At 69.5% G+C, this 22,531-nt stretch carries 23 protein-coding genes; 11 read left to right on the forward strand and 12 right to left on the reverse strand.

Annotation, left to right across the window (positions count from 1 at the left end; translation table 11 throughout):
• Positions 1 to 6: 6 nt before the first annotated feature.
• Positions 7 to 777 (reverse strand): FadR/GntR family transcriptional regulator, encoded by a 771-nt coding sequence (locus FHY06_RS03055; RefSeq protein WP_019652725.1) that lies wholly within the window; start codon positions 775 to 777, stop codon positions 7 to 9.
• 189 nt (positions 778 to 966) lie between these two features.
• Between FHY06_RS03055 and FHY06_RS03060 the strand changes: the two genes are divergently transcribed.
• From FHY06_RS03060 to FHY06_RS03090, 7 genes are read left to right on the forward strand one after another with little or no spacing between them, the layout of a single operon-like run.
• Positions 967 to 1,479, forward strand: coding sequence for a RidA family protein (locus FHY06_RS03060; protein ID WP_126181775.1), 513 nt, complete (start codon positions 967 to 969; stop codon positions 1,477 to 1,479).
• A 2-nt stretch (positions 1,480 to 1,481) separates the two neighbouring features.
• Complete coding sequence (locus FHY06_RS03065; protein ID WP_019652723.1) at positions 1,482 to 2,150, forward strand: amino acid ABC transporter permease; 669 nt, start codon at positions 1,482 to 1,484, stop codon at positions 2,148 to 2,150.
• 1 nt (position 2,151) lies between these two features.
• The gene (locus FHY06_RS03070) at positions 2,152 to 2,808 is read left to right on the forward strand and encodes an amino acid ABC transporter permease (RefSeq protein ID WP_019652722.1); all 657 of its coding nucleotides are present in this window, start codon (positions 2,152 to 2,154) and stop codon (positions 2,806 to 2,808) included.
• Positions 2,789 to 3,517, forward strand: a complete 729-nt coding sequence (locus FHY06_RS03075; RefSeq protein ID WP_184603308.1) for an amino acid ABC transporter ATP-binding protein — start codon at positions 2,789 to 2,791, stop codon at positions 3,515 to 3,517. Before FHY06_RS03070 ends, FHY06_RS03075 begins: the two co-directional genes overlap by 20 nt.
• A gap of 55 nt (positions 3,518 to 3,572) precedes the next feature.
• Complete coding sequence (locus tag FHY06_RS03080) at positions 3,573 to 4,349, forward strand: transporter substrate-binding domain-containing protein (RefSeq protein WP_184603309.1); 777 nt, start codon at positions 3,573 to 3,575, stop codon at positions 4,347 to 4,349.
• The gene (locus FHY06_RS03085; protein ID WP_184603310.1) at positions 4,346 to 5,359 is read left to right on the forward strand and encodes a succinylglutamate desuccinylase/aspartoacylase family protein; all 1,014 of its coding nucleotides are present in this window, start codon (positions 4,346 to 4,348) and stop codon (positions 5,357 to 5,359) included. Before FHY06_RS03080 ends, FHY06_RS03085 begins: the two co-directional genes overlap by 4 nt.
• The gene (locus FHY06_RS03090; RefSeq protein ID WP_184603311.1) at positions 5,356 to 6,321 is read left to right on the forward strand and encodes a threonine ammonia-lyase; all 966 of its coding nucleotides are present in this window, start codon (positions 5,356 to 5,358) and stop codon (positions 6,319 to 6,321) included. The genes FHY06_RS03085 and FHY06_RS03090 overlap by 4 nt, the downstream gene beginning before the upstream one ends.
• A 7-nt stretch (positions 6,322 to 6,328) precedes the next feature.
• Here FHY06_RS03090 and FHY06_RS03095 read toward each other — a convergent pair whose 3' ends face one another.
• A complete protein-coding gene (locus tag FHY06_RS03095) occupies positions 6,329 to 9,037 on the reverse strand; it encodes a bifunctional acetate--CoA ligase family protein/GNAT family N-acetyltransferase (protein ID WP_132750980.1) in 2,709 nt (902 codons plus the stop codon).
• A gap of 101 nt (positions 9,038 to 9,138) precedes the next feature.
• On the opposite strand from FHY06_RS03095, the gene FHY06_RS03100 reads away from it, so the two are divergent.
• Positions 9,139 to 9,633 (forward strand): arsenate reductase/protein-tyrosine-phosphatase family protein, encoded by a 495-nt coding sequence (locus tag FHY06_RS03100; RefSeq protein ID WP_132750981.1) that lies wholly within the window; start codon positions 9,139 to 9,141, stop codon positions 9,631 to 9,633.
• 28 nt (positions 9,634 to 9,661) lie between these two features.
• On the opposite strand, the gene FHY06_RS03105 is transcribed toward FHY06_RS03100, so the two are convergent.
• The 6 genes from FHY06_RS03105 to FHY06_RS03130 form a co-directional block, all read right to left on the reverse strand.
• Positions 9,662 to 9,868, reverse strand: coding sequence for a dodecin (locus tag FHY06_RS03105; protein ID WP_019652715.1), 207 nt, complete (start codon positions 9,866 to 9,868; stop codon positions 9,662 to 9,664).
• 87 nt (positions 9,869 to 9,955) lie between these two features.
• Complete coding sequence (locus FHY06_RS03110; protein ID WP_184603312.1) at positions 9,956 to 11,134, reverse strand: c-type cytochrome; 1,179 nt, start codon at positions 11,132 to 11,134, stop codon at positions 9,956 to 9,958.
• A gap of 9 nt (positions 11,135 to 11,143) precedes the next feature.
• On the reverse strand, positions 11,144 to 11,956 hold the full coding sequence (locus tag FHY06_RS03115) for an ABC transporter ATP-binding protein (RefSeq protein ID WP_184603314.1): 813 nt from the start codon (positions 11,954 to 11,956) through the stop codon (positions 11,144 to 11,146).
• Positions 11,950 to 13,041 (reverse strand): ABC transporter permease, encoded by a 1,092-nt coding sequence (locus FHY06_RS03120; RefSeq protein ID WP_184603316.1) that lies wholly within the window; start codon positions 13,039 to 13,041, stop codon positions 11,950 to 11,952. Before FHY06_RS03120 ends, FHY06_RS03115 begins: the two co-directional genes overlap by 7 nt.
• A complete protein-coding gene (locus tag FHY06_RS03125; protein WP_126181782.1) occupies positions 13,038 to 14,054 on the reverse strand; it encodes an ABC transporter substrate-binding protein in 1,017 nt (338 codons plus the stop codon). The genes FHY06_RS03120 and FHY06_RS03125 overlap by 4 nt, the downstream gene beginning before the upstream one ends.
• A 95-nt stretch (positions 14,055 to 14,149) precedes the next feature.
• Entirely contained in the window at positions 14,150 to 15,079 is a 930-nt protein-coding gene (locus FHY06_RS03130; RefSeq protein WP_019652710.1) for a LysR family transcriptional regulator, read from the reverse strand.
• A gap of 72 nt (positions 15,080 to 15,151) precedes the next feature.
• Between FHY06_RS03130 and FHY06_RS03135 the strand changes: the two genes are divergently transcribed.
• Both FHY06_RS03135 and FHY06_RS03140 read left to right on the forward strand, forming a co-directional pair.
• Positions 15,152 to 15,796 (forward strand): HAD-IA family hydrolase, encoded by a 645-nt coding sequence (locus FHY06_RS03135; protein WP_019652709.1) that lies wholly within the window; start codon positions 15,152 to 15,154, stop codon positions 15,794 to 15,796.
• Positions 15,797 to 15,817: 21 nt separating this feature from the next.
• Positions 15,818 to 16,954: a DSD1 family PLP-dependent enzyme gene (locus FHY06_RS03140; RefSeq protein WP_184603318.1), complete on the forward strand. Its 1,137-nt coding sequence runs from the start codon at positions 15,818 to 15,820 to the stop codon at positions 16,952 to 16,954.
• Positions 16,955 to 17,087: 133 nt separating this feature from the next.
• Here FHY06_RS03140 and FHY06_RS03145 read toward each other — a convergent pair whose 3' ends face one another.
• The gene (locus tag FHY06_RS03145) at positions 17,088 to 18,422 is read right to left on the reverse strand and encodes an aminotransferase-like domain-containing protein (RefSeq protein ID WP_184603320.1); all 1,335 of its coding nucleotides are present in this window, start codon (positions 18,420 to 18,422) and stop codon (positions 17,088 to 17,090) included.
• A 95-nt stretch (positions 18,423 to 18,517) separates the two neighbouring features.
• Here FHY06_RS03145 and FHY06_RS03150 point away from each other — a divergent pair, with 95 nt between their 5' ends.
• Positions 18,518 to 19,120 carry a DJ-1/PfpI family protein gene (locus FHY06_RS03150; protein WP_184603323.1) on the forward strand — a complete coding sequence of 201 codons (603 nt, stop codon included), beginning with the start codon at positions 18,518 to 18,520 and terminating at the stop codon, positions 19,118 to 19,120.
• Here FHY06_RS03150 and FHY06_RS03155 read toward each other — a convergent pair.
• The 3 genes from FHY06_RS03155 to galE are packed head-to-tail and all read right to left on the reverse strand — an operon-like array spanning position 19,098 to position 22,526.
• Positions 19,098 to 20,585, reverse strand: coding sequence for a mannose-1-phosphate guanylyltransferase/mannose-6-phosphate isomerase (locus FHY06_RS03155; RefSeq protein ID WP_126181787.1), 1,488 nt, complete (start codon positions 20,583 to 20,585; stop codon positions 19,098 to 19,100). The genes FHY06_RS03150 and FHY06_RS03155 overlap by 23 nt on opposite strands.
• Before the next feature lie 56 nt (positions 20,586 to 20,641).
• Positions 20,642 to 21,421 carry a LuxR C-terminal-related transcriptional regulator gene (locus FHY06_RS03160; RefSeq protein WP_019652704.1) on the reverse strand — a complete coding sequence of 260 codons (780 nt, stop codon included), beginning with the start codon at positions 21,419 to 21,421 and terminating at the stop codon, positions 20,642 to 20,644.
• A complete protein-coding gene (galE, locus tag FHY06_RS03165) occupies positions 21,414 to 22,526 on the reverse strand; it encodes a UDP-glucose 4-epimerase GalE (protein ID WP_019652703.1) in 1,113 nt (370 codons plus the stop codon). Before galE ends, FHY06_RS03160 begins: the two co-directional genes overlap by 8 nt.
• Positions 22,527 to 22,531 lie beyond the last annotated feature (5 nt).

Raw genomic sequence — 22,531 nt, forward strand, 5'->3', positions numbered from 1 at the left:
GCGCTTCTAGCCGTAGACGCTCAGAGAGGCCAGGATGCGCGTGAAGTACGCATCCGCGAGGCTCGTCGCGGCCTTGGCGTCGCGTGCCTCCAGCGCATCGACGATGGCGGTGAGCTCGCGCAGCGTCTGCTCGCGCACCACGGCGCCCACGGGGCCGTTGAGATTCGAGCGGCCGTCGTACTGCACCGCGCGGCGGTCGGCCACCACGGCGTCGAACACCTGCATCAGGAAGCGGTTGCGCGTGGCGCGGAAGATCGCCTGGTGCACGCCGTAGATGCCCTCCTTGAACTGCAGCCACTGGTCGGCGTCGCGCACCACGGCGAGGTGGTGGCGCATCAGCGCGAAGTCTTCGGCGTCGGCGCGCTGGGCGGACAGCGCCATCATGGCCGGCTCGAACAGCAGCCGGCCTTCGAGGATCTCGGTGTAGGTCGGCACGTCGCGGTGGTGCGCGGCCACGGGAAGGTCGGACTCGCTCAGCAGCTGCATCAGCCCCTCGGCCAGGAAGGTGCCGCTGCCGACCTTGCGCTCCAGCAGGCCCTGCGCGCTCATCATGGCCAGCGCATGGCGCACGGTGCTGCGCGAGGTCTTGAACTGCTCCGACAGGTCACGCTCGTTGGGCAGCTTGTCGCCCGGCTTGAGCGCGCCGTCGCGGATCGACTGGAGTATGGCGCGGTAGACCTTCGAGGCGGTCGCCTTGTCCTGTGCGGCGATGCGGCCCGAAAGATCCGTGACCTCGATCAGCGGCTGGAGCGGCTGCGGCACGGGCTTTGCATTCATGGTTGAAGAGTTCGCCAAAATGGTTGACCAATCGCAATTAATGTTCTTAGAATGAATTCATTACGCAGTCACATAAGACTGCGCTGCATGGCTCTGGATTGGTTGACCAATCCTTCCGAATCCGTTGATTTTCGTCGAAAGGTTGACCGTTTGCGCCGCCCCTCGCGCCGCAACGGTGATGTGTTCCCAATGACCCTGGATTCCAACACGGCGCCGGCGGCCGCGAGCCACCGCAGCGCGCGCAGCCCCGAGGAGCGCCTCGCCGCCCTCGGACTGAAGCTTCCGCCGCCTCCGGCGCCCGTCGCCAACTTCGTCGCTTGGCGCCGCAGCGGCCAGATGCTGTATCTCTCGGGCCAGGGCCCGCTCGAAGCAGACGGCCGCCTGCATGTGGGCCGTGTCGGCGAGGAAGTGAGCGTCGAGGCTGCCTACGCGCATGCCCGGCTGACCGGCCTGAACCTGCTGGCTGTAGCCAAGGCCGCGCTCGGCGAACTCGGGCGCGTGCGCAGTGTGGTGAAGCTGCTGGCCTTCGTGAATGCGGCGCCGGGCTTCGCCTTCCACCCGAAGGTCATCAACGGCTGCTCCGACCTGTTCGTCGAGGTGTTCGGTGACGAGGTGGGGCGGGGCGCGCGTTCCGCCATCGGCGCGGGCTCGCTGCCGGGGCACCAGACCGTCGAGGTCGAAGCCATCCTCGAAGTGGACTGACGATGGCTTACCAGTTCCAGTTCGAGGCGCTCGCGCCCTATGCAGGGCAACTGGCCGAAGGCCTGCTGCACACGCTGGGCTATGCCGCGTCGAGCATCGTGCTGGGCATGGCGATCGGCGTGGCGGGCTCGCTGGCGCTGATCTACGGCAGCAAGCCGCTGCGCGGCGTGACGCGTGTGTACGTGGAGTTCTTCCGCAACACGCCGGCGCTGGTGCAGCTCTTTCTCATCTACTTCGGCCTGCCCAACCTGGGCATCCGGCTGGAGGCGCCCGTGGCCGGCGTGATCTCTCTGGCGCTGTACTGCGGCGCGTACATGGTCGAGGTGTTCCGATCGGGGCTGATGTCGGTACCCCGCGGCCTCTCCGAAGCCGGTGCCGCGCTCGGGCTGCGGCCGCGCCAGGTGCTGGTGCACGTGCTGTTCGTGCCTGCGCTGCGCAACGTGTTTCCCTCGCTGGCCAGCCAGATGGTGCTCACGCTGATCGGCACCAGCCTCATCTCGCAGATCGGCGTGGAGGACATCTTCCACGCAGGCAGCTTCATCGACTCGCGCACCTTCCGCAGCTTCGAGGTGTACGTGGTGATCTGCGCGATGTACTTCGTCACGGTTCAGGCGCTGCGCGTGCTGCTGGGCTTCGTGCAGCGCCGGCTGTTCGGCAGGGAGGGCCGCTGAGATGCGCGGACTTTCCATTGCCGATCTCTGGCTGATCCTCGGTGCCATCCGCTGGACCGCCGCGCTTGCCCTGACCTCCTTCGCCATCGGCGCCGTCATCGGCCTCGGCGTGGCGGTGGCGCGCACTTCGCGGCTGACCTGGCTGCGCGTGCTGGCGCGCGTCTACGTCGAGCTTGTGCAGGGTACGCCGCTGCTCGGGGTGCTTTTTCTCCTGTACTTCGGCGTGCCGATGCTGCTGGGCATCGAGATCAAGGCCTTCACGGCCGCCGCTGCAGCGTTCTCGCTTTCGGCCGGCGCCTTTCTCGGCGAGATCTGGCGCGGCGCGATCGAGTCCGTGCCCAAGGGGCAATGGGAGGCCGCCTCCTGCGTGGGTCTGCGCCGCTGGCACGTCATGCGGCACGTGGTGTGGCCGCAGGCCTTCCGCGTGGCGCTCGGCCCGACGGTGAGCTACCTGGTGCAACTCATCAAGAACACCTCGCTCGCGGCGCTCGTCGGCTTGGTCGAACTCACGCGTTCGGGCCAGATCGTGGCGGGGTCGACGCTGGCACACCTGCCAGTCTTCTGCGGCGTGGCCCTGTGCTACTTCGCCATCTGCTATCCGCTGGCTCGCCTGGCACTCTCTCTTGAAGGACGCATGAATGCCGCTCGTGCTCATTGATTCGGTCGAAAAGCACTTCGGCGACAACCATGTGCTGCGCGGCGTGTCCACCGAGGTCGCCAGGGGCGACATCGTGGCGCTCGTCGGGCGCAGCGGCTCCGGCAAGAGCACGCTGCTGCGCTGCGTGAACGGCCTGGAGACGATCAGCGCCGGCCGTATCGTGGTCGACGGCGTCGACGTGCAGTCGCCCGACACCGACCTGGCCCTGCTGCGCCGCCGCGTGGGCATGGTGTTCCAGAGCTTCAACCTGTTCCCGCACCTGTCGGCCGCGGCCAATGTGACGCTGGCGCCGGTGCTCACGAAGAAGATCGCCAAGGACGAGGCCCGCGACCTGGCCCAGCGCATGCTGGAGCGCGTGGGGCTGGGCCACAAGCTCGACGCCATGCCGTCGCAGCTCTCGGGCGGCCAGCAGCAGCGCGTGGCCATCGCGCGGGCGCTGGCGATGTCGCCGCAGCTCATGCTGTTCGACGAGGCCACCTCCGCGCTCGACCCCGAGCTGGTCGGCGAGGTGCTGCGCGTGATGGAGGACCTGGCGCGCGACGGCATGACCATGATGGTCGTCACGCACGAGATGGCCTTCGCGCGCCGCGTGGCCTCCGAGGTGCTCTTCATGAACCAGGGCCGCATCTGGGAGCGCGGCACGCCCGAGCGGATGTTCGGCAGCCCGCAGACCCGCGAGTTCCAGCAGTTCGTGCAGTCCGTCGTCTGATTCCCACGCCTTCGTTTTCGTCGTTCTTGTCTTTCCTGTCTTCCAAGGAGCTTCCATGTTCAAACTGAAAACCCTGTTCGCCGCCGCGCTGGTCTGCGCCGCTCCCTTGCTCGCGCATGCCGACAAGCTCGCCGACATCAAGGCCAAGGGCGCGATCCGCATCGCCACAACCATCGACGCCGCGCCGTGGGGCTTCACCGACTCGGCAGGCAAGCCCACCGGCCTCGACGTGGAACTGGCCGAGAACGTGGCCAAGGCCATGGGCGTGAAGCTCGAGCTGCAGCAGGTGACCGGCGCCAACCGCATTCCGTACCTGCTGTCGAACAAGGTCGACGTGGTGATCGCCGCGCTGGGCAGCTCGCCCGAGCGTGCCAAGCAGGTCGCCTTCTCCAAGCCCTACGCGGCCGTGTACCTCGGCGTGTACGGCGGCAAGGGCACGCCCAAGTTCGCCAAGGTGGCCGACCTCGCGGGCCAGACCGTGGCAGTGCCCAAGGGCTCCACGCCCGACCTGTCGCTGAGCGAACTGGCGCCGGGCGCCAAGCTGATCCGCCTGGAAGACACGGCTTCCACCGTCTCGGCCTTCCTGTCGGGCCAGGCGCCGCTTTTCGCCGAGAACAACTTCATCGCGCAGAAGGTGGCCGACGAGAACCCGGCCAAGGGCATCGAGATGAAGTCGCTGATCCGCATCAGCCCCGCCTACATGGCCGTGCAGCCCGGCGAGACCGCGCTGCTGGCCGAGATGAACAGGATCATCGACGCCAAGACCGCCGACGGCAGCCTCGCGGCGCTGCGCCTGAAGTGGTTCAAGGACGAGCAGAAAGAAGTGAAGTGAGCCAGCCGCGTCCCTCCACCGTTTTCACGGACATCGACTGGGCCAGGCCCGGCAAGCAGGTCGGCCACGCGTGGCTTCCGTATTCGGGACATGACGATGCCTGGGGCGCGGTGGCGCTGCCCCTGGCAGTCATCGGCAACGGCGACGGCCCGACGGTGCTGGTCACCGGCGCCATCCACGGCGACGAATACGAAGGACCGATCGTCATCAACGAGTTGATCCGCAGGCTCGACGCCTCGCAGGTGAAGGGCTGCCTGATCCTGATGCCTTCCGCCAACGCCCCCGCGATGCGCGCGGCCTCGCGCGTGAGCCCGCTGGACGGCAAGAACCTCGCACGTGTATTCCCCGGCAACCCCTACGGCACGCCGACGGAGCAGATCGCAGCCTTCATCCACGATGTGCTGTTTCCCAAGTGCGATGCCTACGTCGACCTGCACGCGGGCGGCAGTTCGCTCTTCATCGAGGAAAGCGCGCAGGTCGTCGTCACGCCGACGCTGGTACCCGAAGTGCGCGAGCGCGCGGAAGACATGGCGCGCTGGTTCGGCGCCAGGTTCACCGTCATCACCGACAACATGGGCGACCCGCGCACCAGCTGCGGCGCGGCCGCGCACCTGGGCCTGGCCGCCATCGCGGCGGAGATGGGCGAGAACGGCAGCGTCTCGCCCAAGGGCGTCAAGCGCACCCGCGAATGCCTGTCGCGCGTGCTGGCGCGGCTGGGCGTGGTGCCGGGCGCGCTGCCCGAGGCGCCGCCGCCGAGCCGCCGCGTGCGCATCGTGCCCAACGGCGGCAACCTGCTGTCGCCGGGCGACGGCTACTTCGAGCCGCTGCACGAACTGGGCGACACGGTGGAGGCCGGCGAGCTCGCCGGCTACCTGCACCTGCTGCACGAGCCCGCGCAGGAGCCCCGCGAAGTGCGCTTCGCCAAGGGCGGCACGGTGTATTCGCAGCGCACCTTCGGCGCAGTGAAGCAGGGCAACAACCTGTGCGTGCTGGTCGAGGACGAGGCATGACCGACAAAGACGCGATGCAACCGATCGGCCTGGCCGACTACCGCGCGGCGCACGAGCGCGTGAAGCCCTACATCCGCCGCACGCCGCTGGTCGAGGCCCATCCCTGGGTGCCCGGTGGCGCGGCGCAGGTGCGCTTCAAGGCCGAGTGCCAGCAGGTGACAGGCTCCTTCAAGGCGCGCGGCGCATTCAACCGCGTGCTGAACCTTCCCGAGGAGGTGCGCCGCCAGGGGCTGGCCACCGCGTCGGGCGGCAACTTCGGCGCGGCCGTGGCCTATGTCGGCAAGACGCTGGGTCTGCCGGCCAACGTGTTCGTGATGAACACCAGCACGCCGATCACCCGCGCCCGCATCGAGAGCCACGGCGCGAAGCTCACGGTGCATGGCGATTTCTGGGACCAGAGCTGGGACGCCGCCGGTGCCAACGTGGCCGAGCATGGCGGTGCGCTGCTGCATCCGTACGCCGACCGCGACGTGGTGATCGGACAGGGCACGACTGCGCTGGAGATCATCGACGAGTGGCCCGAGGTCGAGACGCTGGTCGTTTCCATCGGCGGCGGCGGGTTGCTCGCCGGCATCGCGCAGGCGGCCAAGCTGCTCAAGCCTTCGATCCGCGTGATCGGGGTCGAGGCAGCGGGCTGTCCGACGCTCTACACCTGCCGCAAGGAAGGCCGCATCGTGAAGCTGGAGAACGTGAAGACGCGCGTGCCCATCCTGGCCGCGCGTTCGACCGAGCCGCTGAACTTCGAGTTGATCGAGAAGTACGTCGACGAGATCGTGCTGGTCGACGAGGAAGTCATCGAGGACTCGGCGCGTTCGGCCTGGCAGCACGCCGGCCTGGCCATCGAGCTCGGCGCGGCCACCGCGCTGGCGGCCGTGAGCCACCGCTGCTTCGAGCGGCGCGACGACGAGAAGATCGCCGTGGTGCTTTGCGGCAGCGGCAGCGACGGGATGCCGAAGGCCTGAGGGCGCCTCAGAGCATGTAGGTCACGAGCTTGAAGTCCGGGTCCTCCGGGAACGACTTCACCGTGAATCCGAGCCGGCGCACCAGCTTCAGCATGTCGGGGTTGTTGGCAAGCACCAGCCCGTCCATCTCGGCGAGGCCCTTGTCGCGGGCCACGTCGATGATGCTTTCCATCAGCCGCGAGCCGATGCCCCGGCCGCTGAACTCGTCGGCCACCACGAGGGAAAACTCGCAGCTGGTCTGGTCGGGGTTGGTGACGTAGCGCGAGACGCCCACGATGCGCTCGCTCTCGAGCACGGTACCGTCGGGCGACACGCTGCGCTCCATCACCACCGCCACCAGCGCCATCTCGCGGTCGTAGTCGATCAGCGTGAAGCGCGAGAGCATCGACGGCGGCAGCTCGTGGAACCGCGAGACGAAACGGAACCAGCGGCTCTCGGGCGACAGCCCCTGCACCAGCGCCTGCAGCATCTGCGCGTCGTTGGGGTGGACCGGCCGCACGATGTAGGTGCCGCCGCCCGTGCCGGCCAGCGGCCATTCGCGCCGGTAGCGCGCGGGGTACGGCATGATCGCCAGGTGCTGGTAGCCGTTGACCGCGTTGCCCACGTGGGCCGCCACCGCCTGCGAGCTGCTGCCGACCACGATGCGCGCATCGACCGAGATGGCGCCGTTCTCGTCCACGATGATCGGGTTGATGTCCATCTCGCGCAGCTCGGGCAGCTCGCACACCATTTCCGACACGCGCAGCAGCAGGTCTTCGAGCGCCTCCATGTCCACGGCATGGGCGCCGCGCCATTCGCCCAGCGTCTCGGCCACGCGCGAGCGTTCGATGAGCCGGCGAGCGAGAAACTGGTTGAGCGGCGGCAGCTCCATCGCGCGGTCGTTCAGCAGCTCGATCATGGTGCCGCCCGCGCCGAACACGATGACCGGGCCGAATGGCTCGTCGGTGACCATGCCCACGTAGATCTCGCGGCCGCGCCGGGCGCGCGCCATCTTCTGCACCGTCACCCCGTTGATGCGCGCCTCGGGCGCGAGGCGGGCGACGCGCTCCATCATCTCGACGTAGGTGTCGCGCGCGGCGGTGCCGTTGAGCACGTTGAGCGCCACGCCTTCCACGTCGGACTTGTGAGGAATGTCGGGCGAATCGATCTTCAGCGCCACCGGAAAGCCCAGCTGCGTCGCGATCATCATCGCCTCGCTGGGGCTGCGCGCGAGCAGCGTGCGCGTGATCGGGATGTGGAAGGACGACAGCAGCGACTTCGATTCCATCTCCGTCAGCACGTTGCGCCGTTCGGCCAGCACGCTCTCGATGAGGAGGCGCGCGCCTTCGATGTCGGGCTTGGCCAGCGCCGACAGCGGCGGCGGCGTCTGCTGCAGCAGCTGCTGGTTCTGGTAGAAGGCCGCGATGTTGCCGAAGGCGCCCACGGCCGCCTCTGGCGTGCGGAAGCTCGGGATGGTCGCGTCGGCCAGCACCGAGCGCGCCTTGCCCACCGACGAGTCGCCCATCCAGCAGGCCAGCAGCGGCTTGTTCATCGGCCGCGGGATGTCGGCCAGCGCCTTCGCGGTGGCTCCCGCGTCGATGCCAGGCTTGGGCGAGAAGATGGCGAGCACGCCGTCGACCTGGCTGTCGGCCGAGGCCGCGTCGATGGCGGCGCGGTAGTGGGCGGGCTGCGCCTCTTCCGACAGGTCGATCAGGTCGGCCAGCGATGCGAGCGGGGGCAGGGCGGGCAGCAGCACCTTCTGCGCGGGGGCGGAGAGCTTGCCGAGGTCGAGACCGATCTCGTTGATCCAGTCGGCCGCCAGCACGCCGGGGCCGCCGCCGTTGGTGACCACCGCCAGGCGCTTGCCGACGGGCCTGTAGCGCGAGGCAAGGCACTTGGCGGCGGAGAAGAGTTCGACGAAGGAGCGCACGCGCACCGCGCCGGCCCGGCGCAGCGCGGCGTCGAACACGTCGTCGCTGCCCACGATGGCGGCGCTGTGCGTCTGCGCGGCTTCGTTGCCGGCAGGCTTGCGACCGGCCTTGAGCACCACCACCGGCTTGGCGTGCGAGGCCGAGCGCAGCGCGCTCATGAAGCGGCGCGCATCGGCAATGCCTTCGAGGTAGATGATGATGCTGTGCGTGGCCTGGTCGTTGGCCAGGAAGTCGAGCACCTGCGGAATGTCGACCGAGGTGTGCGGGCCCAGCGAGACCACGCTGGAAAAGCCCACGCCGTTCTGCCGCGCCCAGTCGAGCATCGAGGCCGTGAGCGCGCCCGACTGCGCCACCAGTGCGAGGGGCCCGCTGCCCGCCAGCGGACCGGCCACGCTGGCGTTCAGATGCAGCAGCGGGCGCTGGAAGCCCAGCGAGTTGGGGCCCAGCAGGTGCACGCCCTCGCGGCGCGCGATCTTGCGCCACTGCGCCGCCTGCTCGGCGCCGATGCCGCTCGAAAGGACGACGGCCGCCTTGCAGCCGATGCGCCCCGCGATCTCCAGCGCAGCCGCCACGTCGCCCGGCGCCAGCGCGATCAGCGCGAGGTCGGCGTGGGTCTGCGCGAGCTCTTCGAGCGTGCCCTTGGTGCGCACGTCCAGGAAGCGCAGCGTGCCGTCGAAGCGCTGCGCGCGGAACGCCTCGCGAAGCGTGCGGCCGGCCGGCGTCTGCCCACCCGGGCCATCCGCGTTGCCGACGAAGGCGACGATGGAGGCGGGCGCGAAAAGCGGTGTCAGGAAATGCTTGTCCATGCCCCCGAGTCTGCACCGTTCGGACGCTGCTGTGCATCGTGGCCGCACCCGAGAGCCGAGGTCAGGACGGGTTCAGAGGGCTTGGCTATATTCGGGTTTCCATGCAAAAACGTATCGGAGTGATCTTCGTCTCGCGACGGAACTCATTGCGCAGCATCCTGGCCGAAGCGTGCCTCGCACACCTGGACCCGAAGCGGTTCTCGGCCTCTTCCTGCGGGCAGCCCGGACAGGTCGCCCGCGAATTCCATCCTGCCGCAGTCGCCGCGTTGAAGAGCGCGGGCATCCCCTTGCCCAACAGGCTGCCGCGCGGCTGGGACGAGCTGGCGCGAGCGAGTGCGCATCCTGCGGACTTCGTCATCACGCTCGATGAAACGACGGGCCCGCGCCAGCCCCTGTGGCCCGGCCAGCCCGACGCGGCCCTGTGGGCCTACCCCGACCTGCTCGACGGCCGCGATCCCGAGAGGGTCGCGCACGACGCGGTACAGACGCTGTTCTCGCTGCGGCGCCGGCTGGAGCTGCTGGTGAGCCTGCCGATGCAGGGGGTGGACCGCTCGGCGGTGCGCTCGGACGTGCGCGATCTGGGCTACCTGCGCTAGTTGCAGCGATCGCGCCGGGCCGAAGGGCTCACTCCAGCGTGAACCCGATCTTCAAGGTCACCTGCCAGTGCGCGACCTTGCCGTCGACCACGTGCCCGCGCGTCTCGGTGACGTTGAACCACTGGATGTTGCGCACCGTCTCGTGCGCCTTGGCGATGGCGCTTTTCACCGCATCCTCGATGCCGGTTGGCGACGAGCCGGTGAGTTCCAGGGTTTTGTAGACGTGGTTGGACATGGTCTCTGACTCCTTCTGGTTCGATTGAAAAAACGATTGGGCTGGCAGCGCTGGAAAAACATCGTAGTCCCGTTGCGCTGGTACGTGTCAGTGGACGTACCCGCCCTTGACGAAGCGCACCGGCTCGGCGTCCATGCGCGCGATGAGGGCGCCGAGACCGTCGGGCGGCAATGGTCGGACGCCGGGCTTCGACGAGGGCTGCTGCTCCGTGCGGCACAGCAGGTCGTCGTCGCTCCACGCGGCCTTGCCGGGCTCGCCGCGTGCGCGCAGCCAGCCGTCGCGGTCCACGATGAACTGGGTGCCCGCGAGCTGCGTGGTCGCGCCTACGAGCGAGTAGGCGGTCCACGCGGCGGGTGAGGTGGCGATGCAGTCGCCGGACTGCGATGCGGCGGCTTCCGTCGCTTGCGGGGCGATCAGCACGGTGACGAGGCGCGGGTCGTCGGCCGGCGTCGATGCGCCGGCCCCGAGGCTCGATGCGACGATGCGCAGGCGCTGGCCGCGCCAGCTGGAAAGGCTGCGCGGCGGCCTGCTGCCGCATTGCACCATCACATCGGGCGGCGCGATGGGCTGCGCCCACAGTCCGGCAGCGCGCAGGCTTTCCCCGGCGCCCTGGGCCTTCATGAAATCGATCAGCGCCCAGGCGTCGGCGTCGCTGAGCGTGGAGCCGAAACCGGGCATGGTCGGGGTTCCGCGGCGGTCGCGCATGCCGTTCATCACATGCCACAGCACGTCGCCATCGGCGCGGCGCCACAGCAACGGACCGCCCAGGTCGGGCGGCCACACGGCCTGGGCCGAGGCCAGCGGCCCGTGACCCCTGCCGTCGGTACCGTGGCAGGCGGCGCACTGCGCTGCATACAGGCTGCGGCCGCGCTCGATGCTCTCGGCAGTGAAGCCGGTGGGCGAAGCATGGAAGGTGGTCGGATACGCGGGCACCAGCACCACGTTGGCCTCGGGCCAAGGCGCCAATGCCGCCAGCAGCACAGCCGCTGCGGCCAGCCACACACGGCGCCGGCGCCAGGGCAACGCAAGCAGCAGGATCAGCAGCGCCACGGCAAGCACGACGAGCGTGAGCCCGAGCCGCCGGGCCTGGCCGAGGTCGATCAGCAGGTTCTCGCCCGAAAGCCGCAGCGCCCACGGCCAGGCGGCCTGACCGTGCGATTGCCCGGCCAGCCCCAGCACGTCGAGAACGCGCAGAAGCCACAGCTGCGCCCCCTGCAGCAGGCCGATCAGCAGGTTGAGCCAGCCGGCCTCGGGCGGACCACTCATCTCTTCAGTTCACCACGTGGCGTCGAGTCCCAGGTGCTTGAGCGCCTCGTGCCGCAGTTCGGCCAGCCGCGGATCGCCGCGGTGGCGCGGGTAGGGCAGGTCGACCACCAGCTCCGCCGCGATGCGCGCGGGCCGGTCGCTCAGCACGATCACGCGGTTGGCCAGGAACAGCGCCTCTTCCACGTCGTGCGTCACCAGCAGCGCCGAGAAGCCCGCGCGCTGCCAGAGGTTGACCAGCTCGCTCTGCATCGCGATCCGCGTGAGCGAGTCGAGCTTGCCCAGCGGCTCGTCGAGCACCAGCAGCTGCGGATCGTTGACCAGCGCGCGTGCCAGCGCCACGCGCTGCGCCATGCCGCCGGAAAGATGATGCGGAAAGGCTTTCGCGAACTCGGTGAGGCCCACGAGCCTGAGCGCCTCGTCGACGCGGGCACGCTGTTCCTTCAGCACGCCGCGCGCCTGCAGGCCCAGCGCCACGTTGTCCCACACACTGCGCCATGGGTAGAGCGTCGGGTCCTGGAAGACGACGATGCGCGACGGATCGGGCCGGGTGATTGGCTCGCCGTTCTGGGTGATGGCGCCGGTGGTCGCGGGCTCGAGCCCGGCCACCAGCCGCAGCAGGGTCGACTTGCCGCAGCCGCTGGGCCCCAGCAGCGCGACGAACTCGCCGGGTCGCACCTGCAGGTCGACACCGTCGAGCACCTGCAGCACACCGCCGGACACCTCGAACCAGTGGCTGACGCCGCGGACGTCGATCTGCGCGCCAGCGACATCTGCCTGGCCGGTCGGCGCGGGCGCGGGAGGAAGCACGGCGTTCGTCACCATTTCACGGTTCCCTTCTGCCAGGACAGCACGCGGTCGCGCACCTTGAAAAGCAGGGTGATGAGCCCGGAGCACAGCGCCGCCATCACGAGCAGCGCCGCATACATGTTGGCGTAGGCCGCCCAGCCCTGGGCCCACTGCAGATACCAGCCCAACCCGGCCTTCACGCCCATCATCTCGGCGGTGATCAGCACCGAGAACGATGCGCCCAGGCCCATGAAGAGGCCTACGAACACCTGCGGCAGCGCAGCCGGAATCGCCACGCGGAACACCAGGAAGCGCTCCGACGCGCCCAGCGTGCGCGCCACGTCGTAGTAGCTCTTGTGCACCGAGGCCACGCCCGACCAGGTGAGCACCGCGACCGGAAAGAAGGTTGCCAGCCCCACGAGGAACACGGCGGCCGAATAGCTCGAAGGCGCGAAGAAGAAGGCCAGCGGCAGCAGTGCCGACGCGGGCACCGGCCCCAGGAAACGCAGCAGCGGATGCACCCAGTACCCCGCGATGCGCGACCAGCCGATGGCGACGCCGGTGATGAAGCCGACCAGTGCGCCCAGCACGAAGCCGTTGGCCAGCAGGCGCAGCGAATGCACGGTCGACAGACCCAGGCGCTGCCAGTCTTCATGCACCACGTCGATCAGGCTCTGCGGCGGCGCAAAGAACGGGGAGGGCAGCACCCCGAGCTTGGCGGTGGAGACCTCCCACAGCGCCAGGCCCACGGCCAGCGCGACCAGCCATTGCCCGGCCGGGCGCAGGGTGCGCACCAGCCTGCCGGCGCGGCTGCCCAGCAGCGAGATGGCGAGGAGCAGCGCGGCAACCACCAGCGTGGCGATGCCGAACTCGCGGGTGAAGGCCCAGTCGCTGAAGCCGACTTCCTTGTTCGGCCACAGCAGGGTGAGCAGGCCCAGCGCGACCCATGCGGCCGAGGCGAGCAGGCCCGTAGGCCAGATGCCCGCGGGGGCGGCGGGACGCAGCGTTGCCGACTGCGCTGTGGCCGTGGCCCTGGTCGCACGGGGCGCGGCGGAGGCCGGCGCGTGCGCGCCGCCCTGCAATCCGAGCGGCGCCTCGAGGATCTGTTCGGCCGTGCTCATGCCAGGACGTCCAGCGACACGTGGTTGGCGAAGCGGACCACGTCGGTGCTCTTCTTCAGGATGCCCGCATTGCGGAAGTCGGTGGCGAAGGCCTCGACCTCGTTGCGCAGCGCCTTGCCGGCCGGGTGGTGCTTGTAGGTGAGCTCGGCCAGCAGCTTCTGCAGGTCCTCGAGCGGCACCTTGGGCGCGTATTTCGAGTAGATGCGCGCGGCCTCGTTCGGGTTTTCGGAAACGTAGTCGGAGGCCTGCGCAAGGGCGCGCACCACGGCCGCCGCGCGCGGCTTGTCGTTGCGCGCCAGCTCGCCGCGGGCGCCGACGATGCAGCACAGCCGCTCGGCGTATTCGCCCTTGGCGCTGTTGGCGATCTCGGTGAAGACGCCCGGGTTGCGCTTCTCGATCAGGAACACGTTCGGGTCGCCATCTGCGATCACCTGGATCTCGCCTTTCTTCACCGCTACGTCGAGCAGGTCGGCCGGGTAGACGCGCCAGTCCACGTCCTTCTCGATGTCGATGCCCTTCTTGGCGAGGTGGATGGCGTAGAACTGCCGCGCCGGGCTGTTCTGGTCCGACACTCCGATGGTCTTGCCCTTCAGGCTCGCCAGGTCGGTCGTCACGCCCGCTGCCTTGGCGCCCACGAGCCGCAGGCAGCCACCGTGCACGCTGCCCACCACCTTCACGTCGAAGCCCGCTTCCAGCGGCTTCACCCAGCGATGGATCAGGCCCACGCCCAGGTCGGCCTTGCCGGTGGCCAGCGCCTCCAGCATCTGGTCGGACGAGCCTGCCCAGTTGAGCAACTCGACGTCGAGCCCGTTCTTCTCGAAGAAGCCGCGCTCCAGCGCCACGGGCACCGGCGCGAGGCAGAAGCCAGCCTGGCTCCATGCGAAGGTGAGCTTGCGCGGCTGCGAATTCGCGATGGTGGCGAACAGGCCGCCGGAACCCACCACGGCCGCGGCCGCGCCGGCCTGCAGCACGCTGCGGCGCGAGGGCGGCAAATGATCGAGAGCAAAGGTCATCGCAGGCTTCTCCTCCGGAAAATACGAAGCTGCGAGTGTTGGCGCACCAAGCCGGCGCGGCCAACGAAGGAATGCGGCTATGGATATGCGCGCAGCTACTTTCCCTTGACGCCCCTGTTGCCGAAGCTCTCGGCGAGGAACTCGACGACGGCCTGCACCCGCGCCGTACGGCCCTTGCGCGTCGGTACCAGCAGCGTGACCGGCGCGGTGTCGAACTGCCAGTCGGCCAGCACGCGCACCAGCGTGCCGCGTGCCACCGCATCGGCCGCATCCCACTCGGAGCGAAGCACCAGACCCAGGCCCTGTTCGGCCCACTGCCGGGCCACGCCGCCGTCGTTGGTGACGTAGGCGGGCGAGATGCGAAGGGTTTCCCGGCGGGCCTTGGCGGCGGCTGCGCGGCCGGCCGGGCGCAGGTGCCACAGCGTCACGTCCTCGTCGTTCTCGCGGATGCAGATGCAGTCGTGCTGCAACACGTCGCGCGGCATGCGGGGGGTGCCGCGCTGGCGCAGGTAATCAGGGCTGGCGCACAACCAGCGCTCGTTGGCGCTGAGCGTGCGCGCCACCCAGGACGAATCGCGCACCGTGCCGATGTGGATCACCGCGTCGGCGTCGTGCCGGTCGGGCCACGGGGTCTCGCGCAGGTCGAGCTGCACGCCCAGCCCCGGGTGCAGCCTCGCGAAGCGCGCGAGCATCGGCGCGATGTACTGGCGACCGTATCCGAAGGGCGCGGCGATGCGCAGCGTGCCGGTTAGGCGCCGGTCGTCGCGCTGCATCGATTCGCGCAGCCCCTCGATCTGCCCGAGCAGCGCGGCCGCCTCGCGCGCGAAGCGCTCGCCCTCGGGCGTGAGGCTCAGCTTGCGCGCGGTGCGGGTGGCCAGCGACAGGCCGAGCGAGGCCTCCAGCTTGCGCAGCCGCATCGACAGCGCCGGCGGCGTGACGTCGAGCGCCCGCGCCGCCGCGCTCAGCGATGGCTCGCGCAGCAGGGCGGCGGCAAGCTGCATGTCCTCGATCTGGATCGTCGTCATTAACTTGTGCTTAACGATTGATGACTGTGCATTGAAGCACAAGCATGGCTTCGGAACGTACAGTCGTTGCCCATGCAATCCTCCAACGCCTATCCGCGCGCCGTGCTGTTCGACCTGCTTACCGCGCTGCTCGACTCCTGGACCGTATGGAACGCCGCCGCCGGCTCCGAAGCGAAAGGCCGCGCCTGGCGCGCCGAGTACCTGCGCCTGACCTACGGCTGCGGCGCCTACGTGCCTTACGAGCAGCTCGTGCAGGAGGCTGCCCGCAACACCGGCATGGCCGGCTCGGCCCCCGATGCGCTCGAAGCGCAATGGGACACGCTGCCCGCATGGGGCGGCGCGCGCGAGCTGCTGCTGGCGCTCAAGCCGCACTGCCGCCTTGCCGTGGTCACCAACTGCTCGAAGCGCCTGGGCCATCGTGCCGCGGCACGGCTGGGCATCGACTGGAATGTGGTCGTCACTTCCGAGGAGGCCGGCTTCTACAAGCCCGATCCGCGCCCGTACCGCATGGCGCTCGACCAGCTGGGCGTGCGGGCGCAGGACGCGGCCTTCGTCGCGGGCTCGGGCTACGACATGTTCGGCACGTCGGCAGTCGGCTTGCGCACGTACTGGCACAACCGCGTCGGCCTCTCGCTGCCCCAGGGTGCGCCACCGCCCGAGCTGCAGGCACCCACGCTCGACGCCGCGCTGCCCTGGCTCCAATCCTTCGCCGAATGACTGAATGAAATAGGCCCACCCATGACAGAAACCCTCGCCACCATCGACACGCCCGCGGCCCTCATCGAGAGCACGCGCATGCAGCGCAACATCCAACGCATGCAAAGGCACATGAACGAGCTCGGCGTGCGCTTCCGCCCGCATGTGAAGACCAGCAAGTGCATCGAGGTCGCGAAGGCGCAGCGAGACGCGGGAGCCCAGGGCATCACCGTCTCCACGCTGAAGGAGGCCGAGCAGTTCTTCGCCGACGGCTTCACCGACATCCTCTACGCCGTCGGCATGGCGCCGCACCGGCTGCCGCATGCGCTGGAGCTGCGCCGCCGCGGCTGCGCGCTGGGCATCCTCACCGACAGCGTGGCTTCGGCGGGCGCGATCGTCGAGTTCGGCCACGCGAACGGCGAGGCCTTCGACGTGCTGATCGAAGTCGACACCGACGGGCACCGCAGCGGCATCAAGCCCGAAGAAGACGCGCTGATCGAAGTCGGCCGCGTGCTGCACGAGGGCGGCATGCGCCTCGGCGGTGTGCTGACCCACGCGGGCTCCAGCTACGAACTCGATACGCCCGAGGCCCTCAAGGCGATGGCCGAGCAGGAACGCTCAGGCTGCCTGCGCGCGGCGCAGCGGCTGCGAGAGGCAGGGCTGCCGTGCCCGGTGGTCAGCGTGGGTTCCACGCCCACTGCCTTGGCTGCGGACGCGCTGGACGGTGTGACCGAGGTGCGGGCCGGCGTGTACGTCTTCTTCGACCTCGTCATGCGCAACATCGGCGTGTGCACGGAAGACGACATCGCCCTGAGCGTGCTGACCACCGTGATCGGCCACCAGGCCGACAAAGGCTGGGCCATCGTCGACGCAGGCTGGATGGCGATGAGCCGCGACCGGGGGACCCAGAAGCAGAAGCGGGACTTCGGGTACGGGCAGATCTGCGATGCGCAGGGGCGGGTGCTCGACGGCTATGTGCTCAGTGGTGCAAACCAGGAACACGGCATTCTTTCGCGGGAAGGCGAGGCGGATGCGGACATAGCGGCGCGCTTTCCCGTGGGGACGAGGCTGCGCATCCTGCCGAACCATGCTTGTGCGACGGGGGCGCAGTTCACGGAATATCACGCGTTGTCGGACGATGGCTCGCTGCGCGCCTGGGGGCGTTTTCACGGCTGGTGAGGTCCGCAGATTCGAGCACCCGATTCGCACGAACCTCAGCGCGCTGATATGAACGATCGACGTCGATCTGAGGTGGAGGCCCGAATGCGCCATCAGCATGGTTCCGTCGAGCCGGCAGCCTTCGCGCAGGATCTCAGAAAGACTGCTCCTCGACCACCCGCCGCACAGTCCGCAAGGCGCTGCGCAAACCATCCAACCCGACTGACCCCAACGCCAGCCGCAACGCGTGCGGCACATGCTTCGACGTAGCAAAAGGTTCGGCCGTGGAAACCGAAACGCCTTCACGCATCAGCGCCGCGGCAACCAGATCGGCCCGCGTCTCCTCCGGCAGCGGCAGCCAGGCGAAGTACGAGAACGGATGCCGCACGCACCCCATCCCTGCGAGCACTTCGCCGACGATGGCCTGCCGCGCCGATGCGTCCTGCCGCTTCTCCGATTCGAGCCGCTCGACCGTGCCGTCCTCCAGCCAGGTGCATGCGATGGCGGTGGTCACGCCAGGTGTGCACCAGGTCGTGGCGCGGATCGCGCGCTCCAGCTTCGGCACCCACGCGTCGGGCGCGGCGACGAAGCCGACGCGCAGGCCGGTCGCGACGTTCTTGGAGAGGCCAGAGACATACACCGTCTTCTCGGGCGCCAACACGGCAAGCGGCGGAGGGGGCTCATCGGCCAGGAAGGCGTAGGCCGCATCCTCGATGACGAGCAGCCCGTGCCGCCGCGCGATGGCCACGAGGCGCTTGCGGCGGCTCGCGCTCATCACCCAGCCCAGCGGGTTGTGCATGGTCGGCATGGCGTAGATGGCACGTACGCGGCGCCGTGCGCACAGGCACTCCAGCGCGTCGAGATCGGGGCCCTGGCCGGCGGCGGGCAGGGGCGCGAGTTCCAGCCGGTGCGCCTCGGCCAGCACCTTGAAGCCGGGGTAGGTGAGGGCATCCACCGCGACCACGTCGCCGGGTTGCAGCAAAGCCATTGCAGTCACGGCGAGCCCGTGCTGGGCACCGTCGACGATCAGCACGTTCGACGGCTCCGCCGCGAGCCCTCGCGAGGCGAGGTGCCGGGCGAAGCAGGCGCGTTCGTGCATCCGCCCGCCGTGCGGTGCGTAGCGCAGCATCGCGTCAAGCTCGCCGCCGGCTGCAAGCTGCCGCAGCGCGCCGCGCAGCAGTTCGGCCTGCCCGGGCAGCGCGGGGTAGTTGAAGTTCAGGTCGACCAGGTCCGCCGGCAGGGCGCGCTGGTCGGCGCCGGGGCCCACGCGCAGCGAGGCCTCGCGCACGAAGGTGCCGCGGCCGACCTCGCCGCTGACCAGGCCCATGGCCTCCAGTTCGGCATAGACGCGCGATGCGGTGACCAGCGCGAGCCCGTGGCGCTCCGCCAGCTTGCGGTGTGTAGGCAGGCGGGTGCCGGGCGGCAGCCGGCCGGCGCGGATCTGCGCGGCGAGTTCATCGACCAGTTGCTTGTAGCGGGCTTCGGCCATCGTCGGTTCGATGTATCCATGACAATTCTTTGATTGTATTGATCGGCTCTCCTAGGATGGCGCCATTCCGGCTCCCGCTCCACCTGCCAACGATCATGCACATCGCCATCCTCACCTTCGACGGCTTCAACGAACTCGACTCGCTCATCGCGCTGGGCGTGCTCAACCGCATCAAGAAGCCTGGCTGGCGCGTGAGCATCTGCTGCCCGACGGCGGAAGTCACGTCGATGAACGGCGTCACCATCCGCGCGCAGTCGCTGCTCGAAGATGCGCGCCGCGCGGATGCGGTGGTGGTCGGCAGCGGGGTGAAGACGCGCGAGGTGGTCGCCAGCCCGGAGCTGATGGGGCGCCTGTCGCTCGATCCGCAGCGGCAGCTGATCGCGGCGCAATGCTCGGGCACGCTCGTGCTGGCCAGGCTCGGCCTCGTCGAGGGCGTGCCGGCCTGCACCGACCTGACGACCAGGCCCTGGGTGCAGGAAGCCGGCGTGGAAGTACTGAACCAGCCCTTCTTCGCGCGCGGCAACGTCGCCACCGCGGGGGGCTGCTTCGCGTCGCCCTACCTGGCCGGCTGGATCATCGCGCGCGCCGAGAGCGTTGAGGCGGCTGCCGGCGCGCTGCACTACGTGGCGCCGGTGGGCGAGAAGGACGCCTACGTCGCCAATGCGCTGAAGAACATCACGCCGTATCTGCCGCGATGAGGTCCGCCGGCAACGTGGCCGCAGTCGCAGCCGTTGCTGCGGCCTCCGGCTGTGGTGCGCAGCGCCCGTAGGTGTCGTCGAAGCGCACGATGTCGTCTTCGCCGAGATAGCCGCCGGTCTGCACCTCGATCACCTCGAGCACTGTCTTGCCCGGGTTCTCCAGCCGGTGGATCGCGCCGGAGGGCAGGTAGATCGATTCGTTCTCGTGCACCAGCCTCACCGTGCCGTCGCAGGTGGCGCGCGCCGTGCCCTTCACGACCACCCAGTGCTCGGAGCGGTGGTGGTGCATCTGCAGAGAGAGCCGGGCGCCGGGCTTCACCGTCAGGCGCTTGACCTGGAAGCGCTCGCCCAGGTCGATGCTGTCGTAGGCGCCCCATGGGCGCACCACGCGGCGGTGCTCGGTGGCCTCGGCGCAGCCTTCCAGCGAGAGCTTGCGCACCACCTCCGCCACCTGCTCGGCGCAGCCCGCGCCGGCCACGAGCACCGCGTCGGGCGTGTCCACGATGATGAGGTCCTGCGTGCCCAGGGCCACCACCGGCCGGTGCGGCGCGTGCACAAAGGTGTTGCGCGAGTTCAATGCGCTGGCCTTGCCGCTGAGCCGGTTGCCGGCATCGTCGGCCGGATGCAGGCTGGCGACTGCGTTCCAGCTGCCCACGTCGCTCCACAGGCCCTCGAACTTGACGACGGCGATCTGCCGGTGCTTCTCGAGCACCGCGTAGTCGATGCTGTCGGCGCGGCACTGCTCGAAGGCGGCGCGGTCCAGGCGCAGGAAGCTGCCGTCGCGGCTCGCCCTGGCCGTCGCGTTCTCGCAGGCCTGGAGGATGTCGACCGCGTGCTCGCGAAGCGCGGCGACCAGCGTGCGCGCCTGCACGAGGAAGATGCCCGCGTTCCAGCTGTAGCCGCCCTGCAGGATCAGCATCTCGGCCACCGCCGCGCTGGGCTTCTCGACGAAGCGTGCCACCGCGTGGCTATGGCCGTCGGCCAGCGCCTCGCCGGCCTCGATGTAGCCGTAGGCCGTGCTCGGGAAGCTCGGCACCACGCCGAAGGTGACGATGTTGCCGGCCAGCGCGGCATCGATGCCGGTGCGCACGGTGCGCTCGAACAGGGCGATGTCGGGAATGTGGTGGTCCGAGGGCGCGAACAGCAGCAGGTCGTCGGGTGCAGCCAGCAGCGCCGCCGACGCCATCGCGGCCGCGGTGTTGCGCGCCACCGGCTCCAGGATCTGCCGGCCCGTGACCCGGGCGTTGTCCACCGTTTCCTTCACCAGGAAGCGGTGGTCTTCCGAGGTCACGCAGGTGATGTCGGCATTCAGCAGCGCCAGCCGTTCCAGCGTGAGCTGCAGCAGGCTCTTGCCGCCGACCAGCGGCGCGAACTGCTTGGGCAGGGCCTTGCGCGACAGCGGCCACAGCCGCGTGCCGCTGCCGCCGCACAGGACCACGGGATGGATGGGAAGAGCGGTGTTCATGATCGGTCGCCAGCGTGAAGGAGGTGGTGGGTGGGGTGGATGGAGGGCCGTCCGGTTCAGATCAGCCCGGAATAAGCGGCGTAGCTCACGGCCTGCGCGCGCGAGTGGACGTGCAGCTTCTTGTAGATGTTCTTGATGTGGGCGTTGACGGTCTGGCCCGAGATGCCCAGCCTGTTTCCGATCTCCTCGGTCACATGCCCGCGCGCGACGAAGCGCAGGACCTCGCACTCGCGCGCCGTCAGCGTCGTCGCGCGCGGCACGGGTTGAGCCACCGGCGGCAGCGCGCCCACCGGCCGGTGGCTCAGCCGCGAGAGCAGCCGGCGTGCCAGCCGCGGCGTGATGGCGGCACCGCCGTTGACCACCTGCAGCACCGCCTGGGCGAAGCTCTGCAGCCATGCGTCCTTCAGCAGGTAGCCGGTGGCGCCCAGTTCCAGCGCGTGCAGCACGTGCGCCTCGTCCTCCAGCACGGTGATGACGATGATCTCGGCCGAGCGGCGGTGCTCGCGCGCTTCCTGGATCAGGTCGAAGCCGGAGCCGTCGCCCAGCCGCAGGTCGACCATCAGCACGTCGAACTCGTGCGTGGCCACCAGCCGCCGGCCCTCGCGCAGGCTGCCGGCCTGGCCCTCGAGCTGTATGCGCAGGTCGGACAGCAGCTCCTGCGCGATCACGCGGCGCATGAACTCGTCGTCGTCCACGAGCAGCACGCGCACCGGCGCGTCTTCCTGCCCGGTCAGGAACCCCGGCCACAGCGGCGTGGCCGGTGCGCAGACCCCTGGCGGATAGCCCGACTGGCCGGCGCCCAGCTCGATGGCTGGGGTTGTAGCTTGTTCAGACATGGGTGTGCCCCCGGTTGGAGTGGATGTTGATGCCTCTGTCGTTGTTCTGGAAAAGCGCGGCCCCGGGCACCAGGGCGGGCACCGGGTCGTCGAAACCGTGCGGGTTGGCGCACTGCCAGCGCCAGCTGTCGGCGCACATCTGGTCGAGGTCGCGGCGCGCCCGCCAGCCGAGCGTGCGCCACGCGCTGCGCGCATCGGCCCAGTAGGCGGGGGCATCGCCAGGGCGGCGCGGCCCGATGCGCAGCGCGATGCGCCGGCCGCTCGCGCGCTCGAAGGCCGAGACCACCTCCAGCACCGATGCGCCGTGGCCTGTGCCCAGGTTGGCCATGAGGATGCCCGGCCGGCGCGCCGCGCGATGCAGGGCCGCCACATGGCCTTCGGCCACGTCCATCACGTGCACGTAGTCGCGCACGCCGGTGCCGTCGGCGGTGTCGTAGTCGGCGCCGTGCACCACCAGGTACTCGCGCTCGCCGGCCGCGACCTGCGAGATGTATGGCATCAGGTTGTTCGGCGGGCCGTTGGGCAGCTCGCCGAGCAGGCCGCTCTCGTGCGCGCCCACGGGGTTGAAGTAGCGCAGGCAGGCGATGCCCCAGCGCGGGTCGGCTCGCGAGAGGTCGGCCAGCATGCTCTCCACCATCGACTTGGTACGGCCGTAGGGGTTGACGGGGCCGTGCGGCGCGGCCTCGGCGATGGGCGAGGGATGCGAGTCGCCGTACACGGTGGCGGAGGACGAGAACACCAGCGTGCGCACGCCCGCACGGTCCATGGCTCGCGCCAGCGCGAGGCTGCCGGCCAGGTTGACGTCGTAGTAGCCAAGCGGATCGGCCACCGATTCGCCGACCGCCTTCAGCCCCGCCAGGTGCACCACGGCGCGCACCTCGTGTGCCGCGAAGGCGCGGTCCAGTGCGGCGGCATCGCGCACGTCGGCGCGCACCAGCACGGGCTCGACGCCGGTGATGCACGCCACCCGCTTGAGCGAGCGCGCGTCGCTGTTGACCAGCGTGTCGAGCACCACCGGCTGGTAGCCCGCCTCGATCAGCGCCACGCAGGTGTGGCTGCCGATGAAGCCTGCGCCGCCTGTCACGAGGATCCTGGGTGCTGGCATGGTCG

The organism is Variovorax atrisoli (assembly GCF_014195185.1).
GTDB lineage: Bacteria > Pseudomonadota > Gammaproteobacteria > Burkholderiales > Burkholderiaceae_C > Variovorax > Variovorax atrisoli.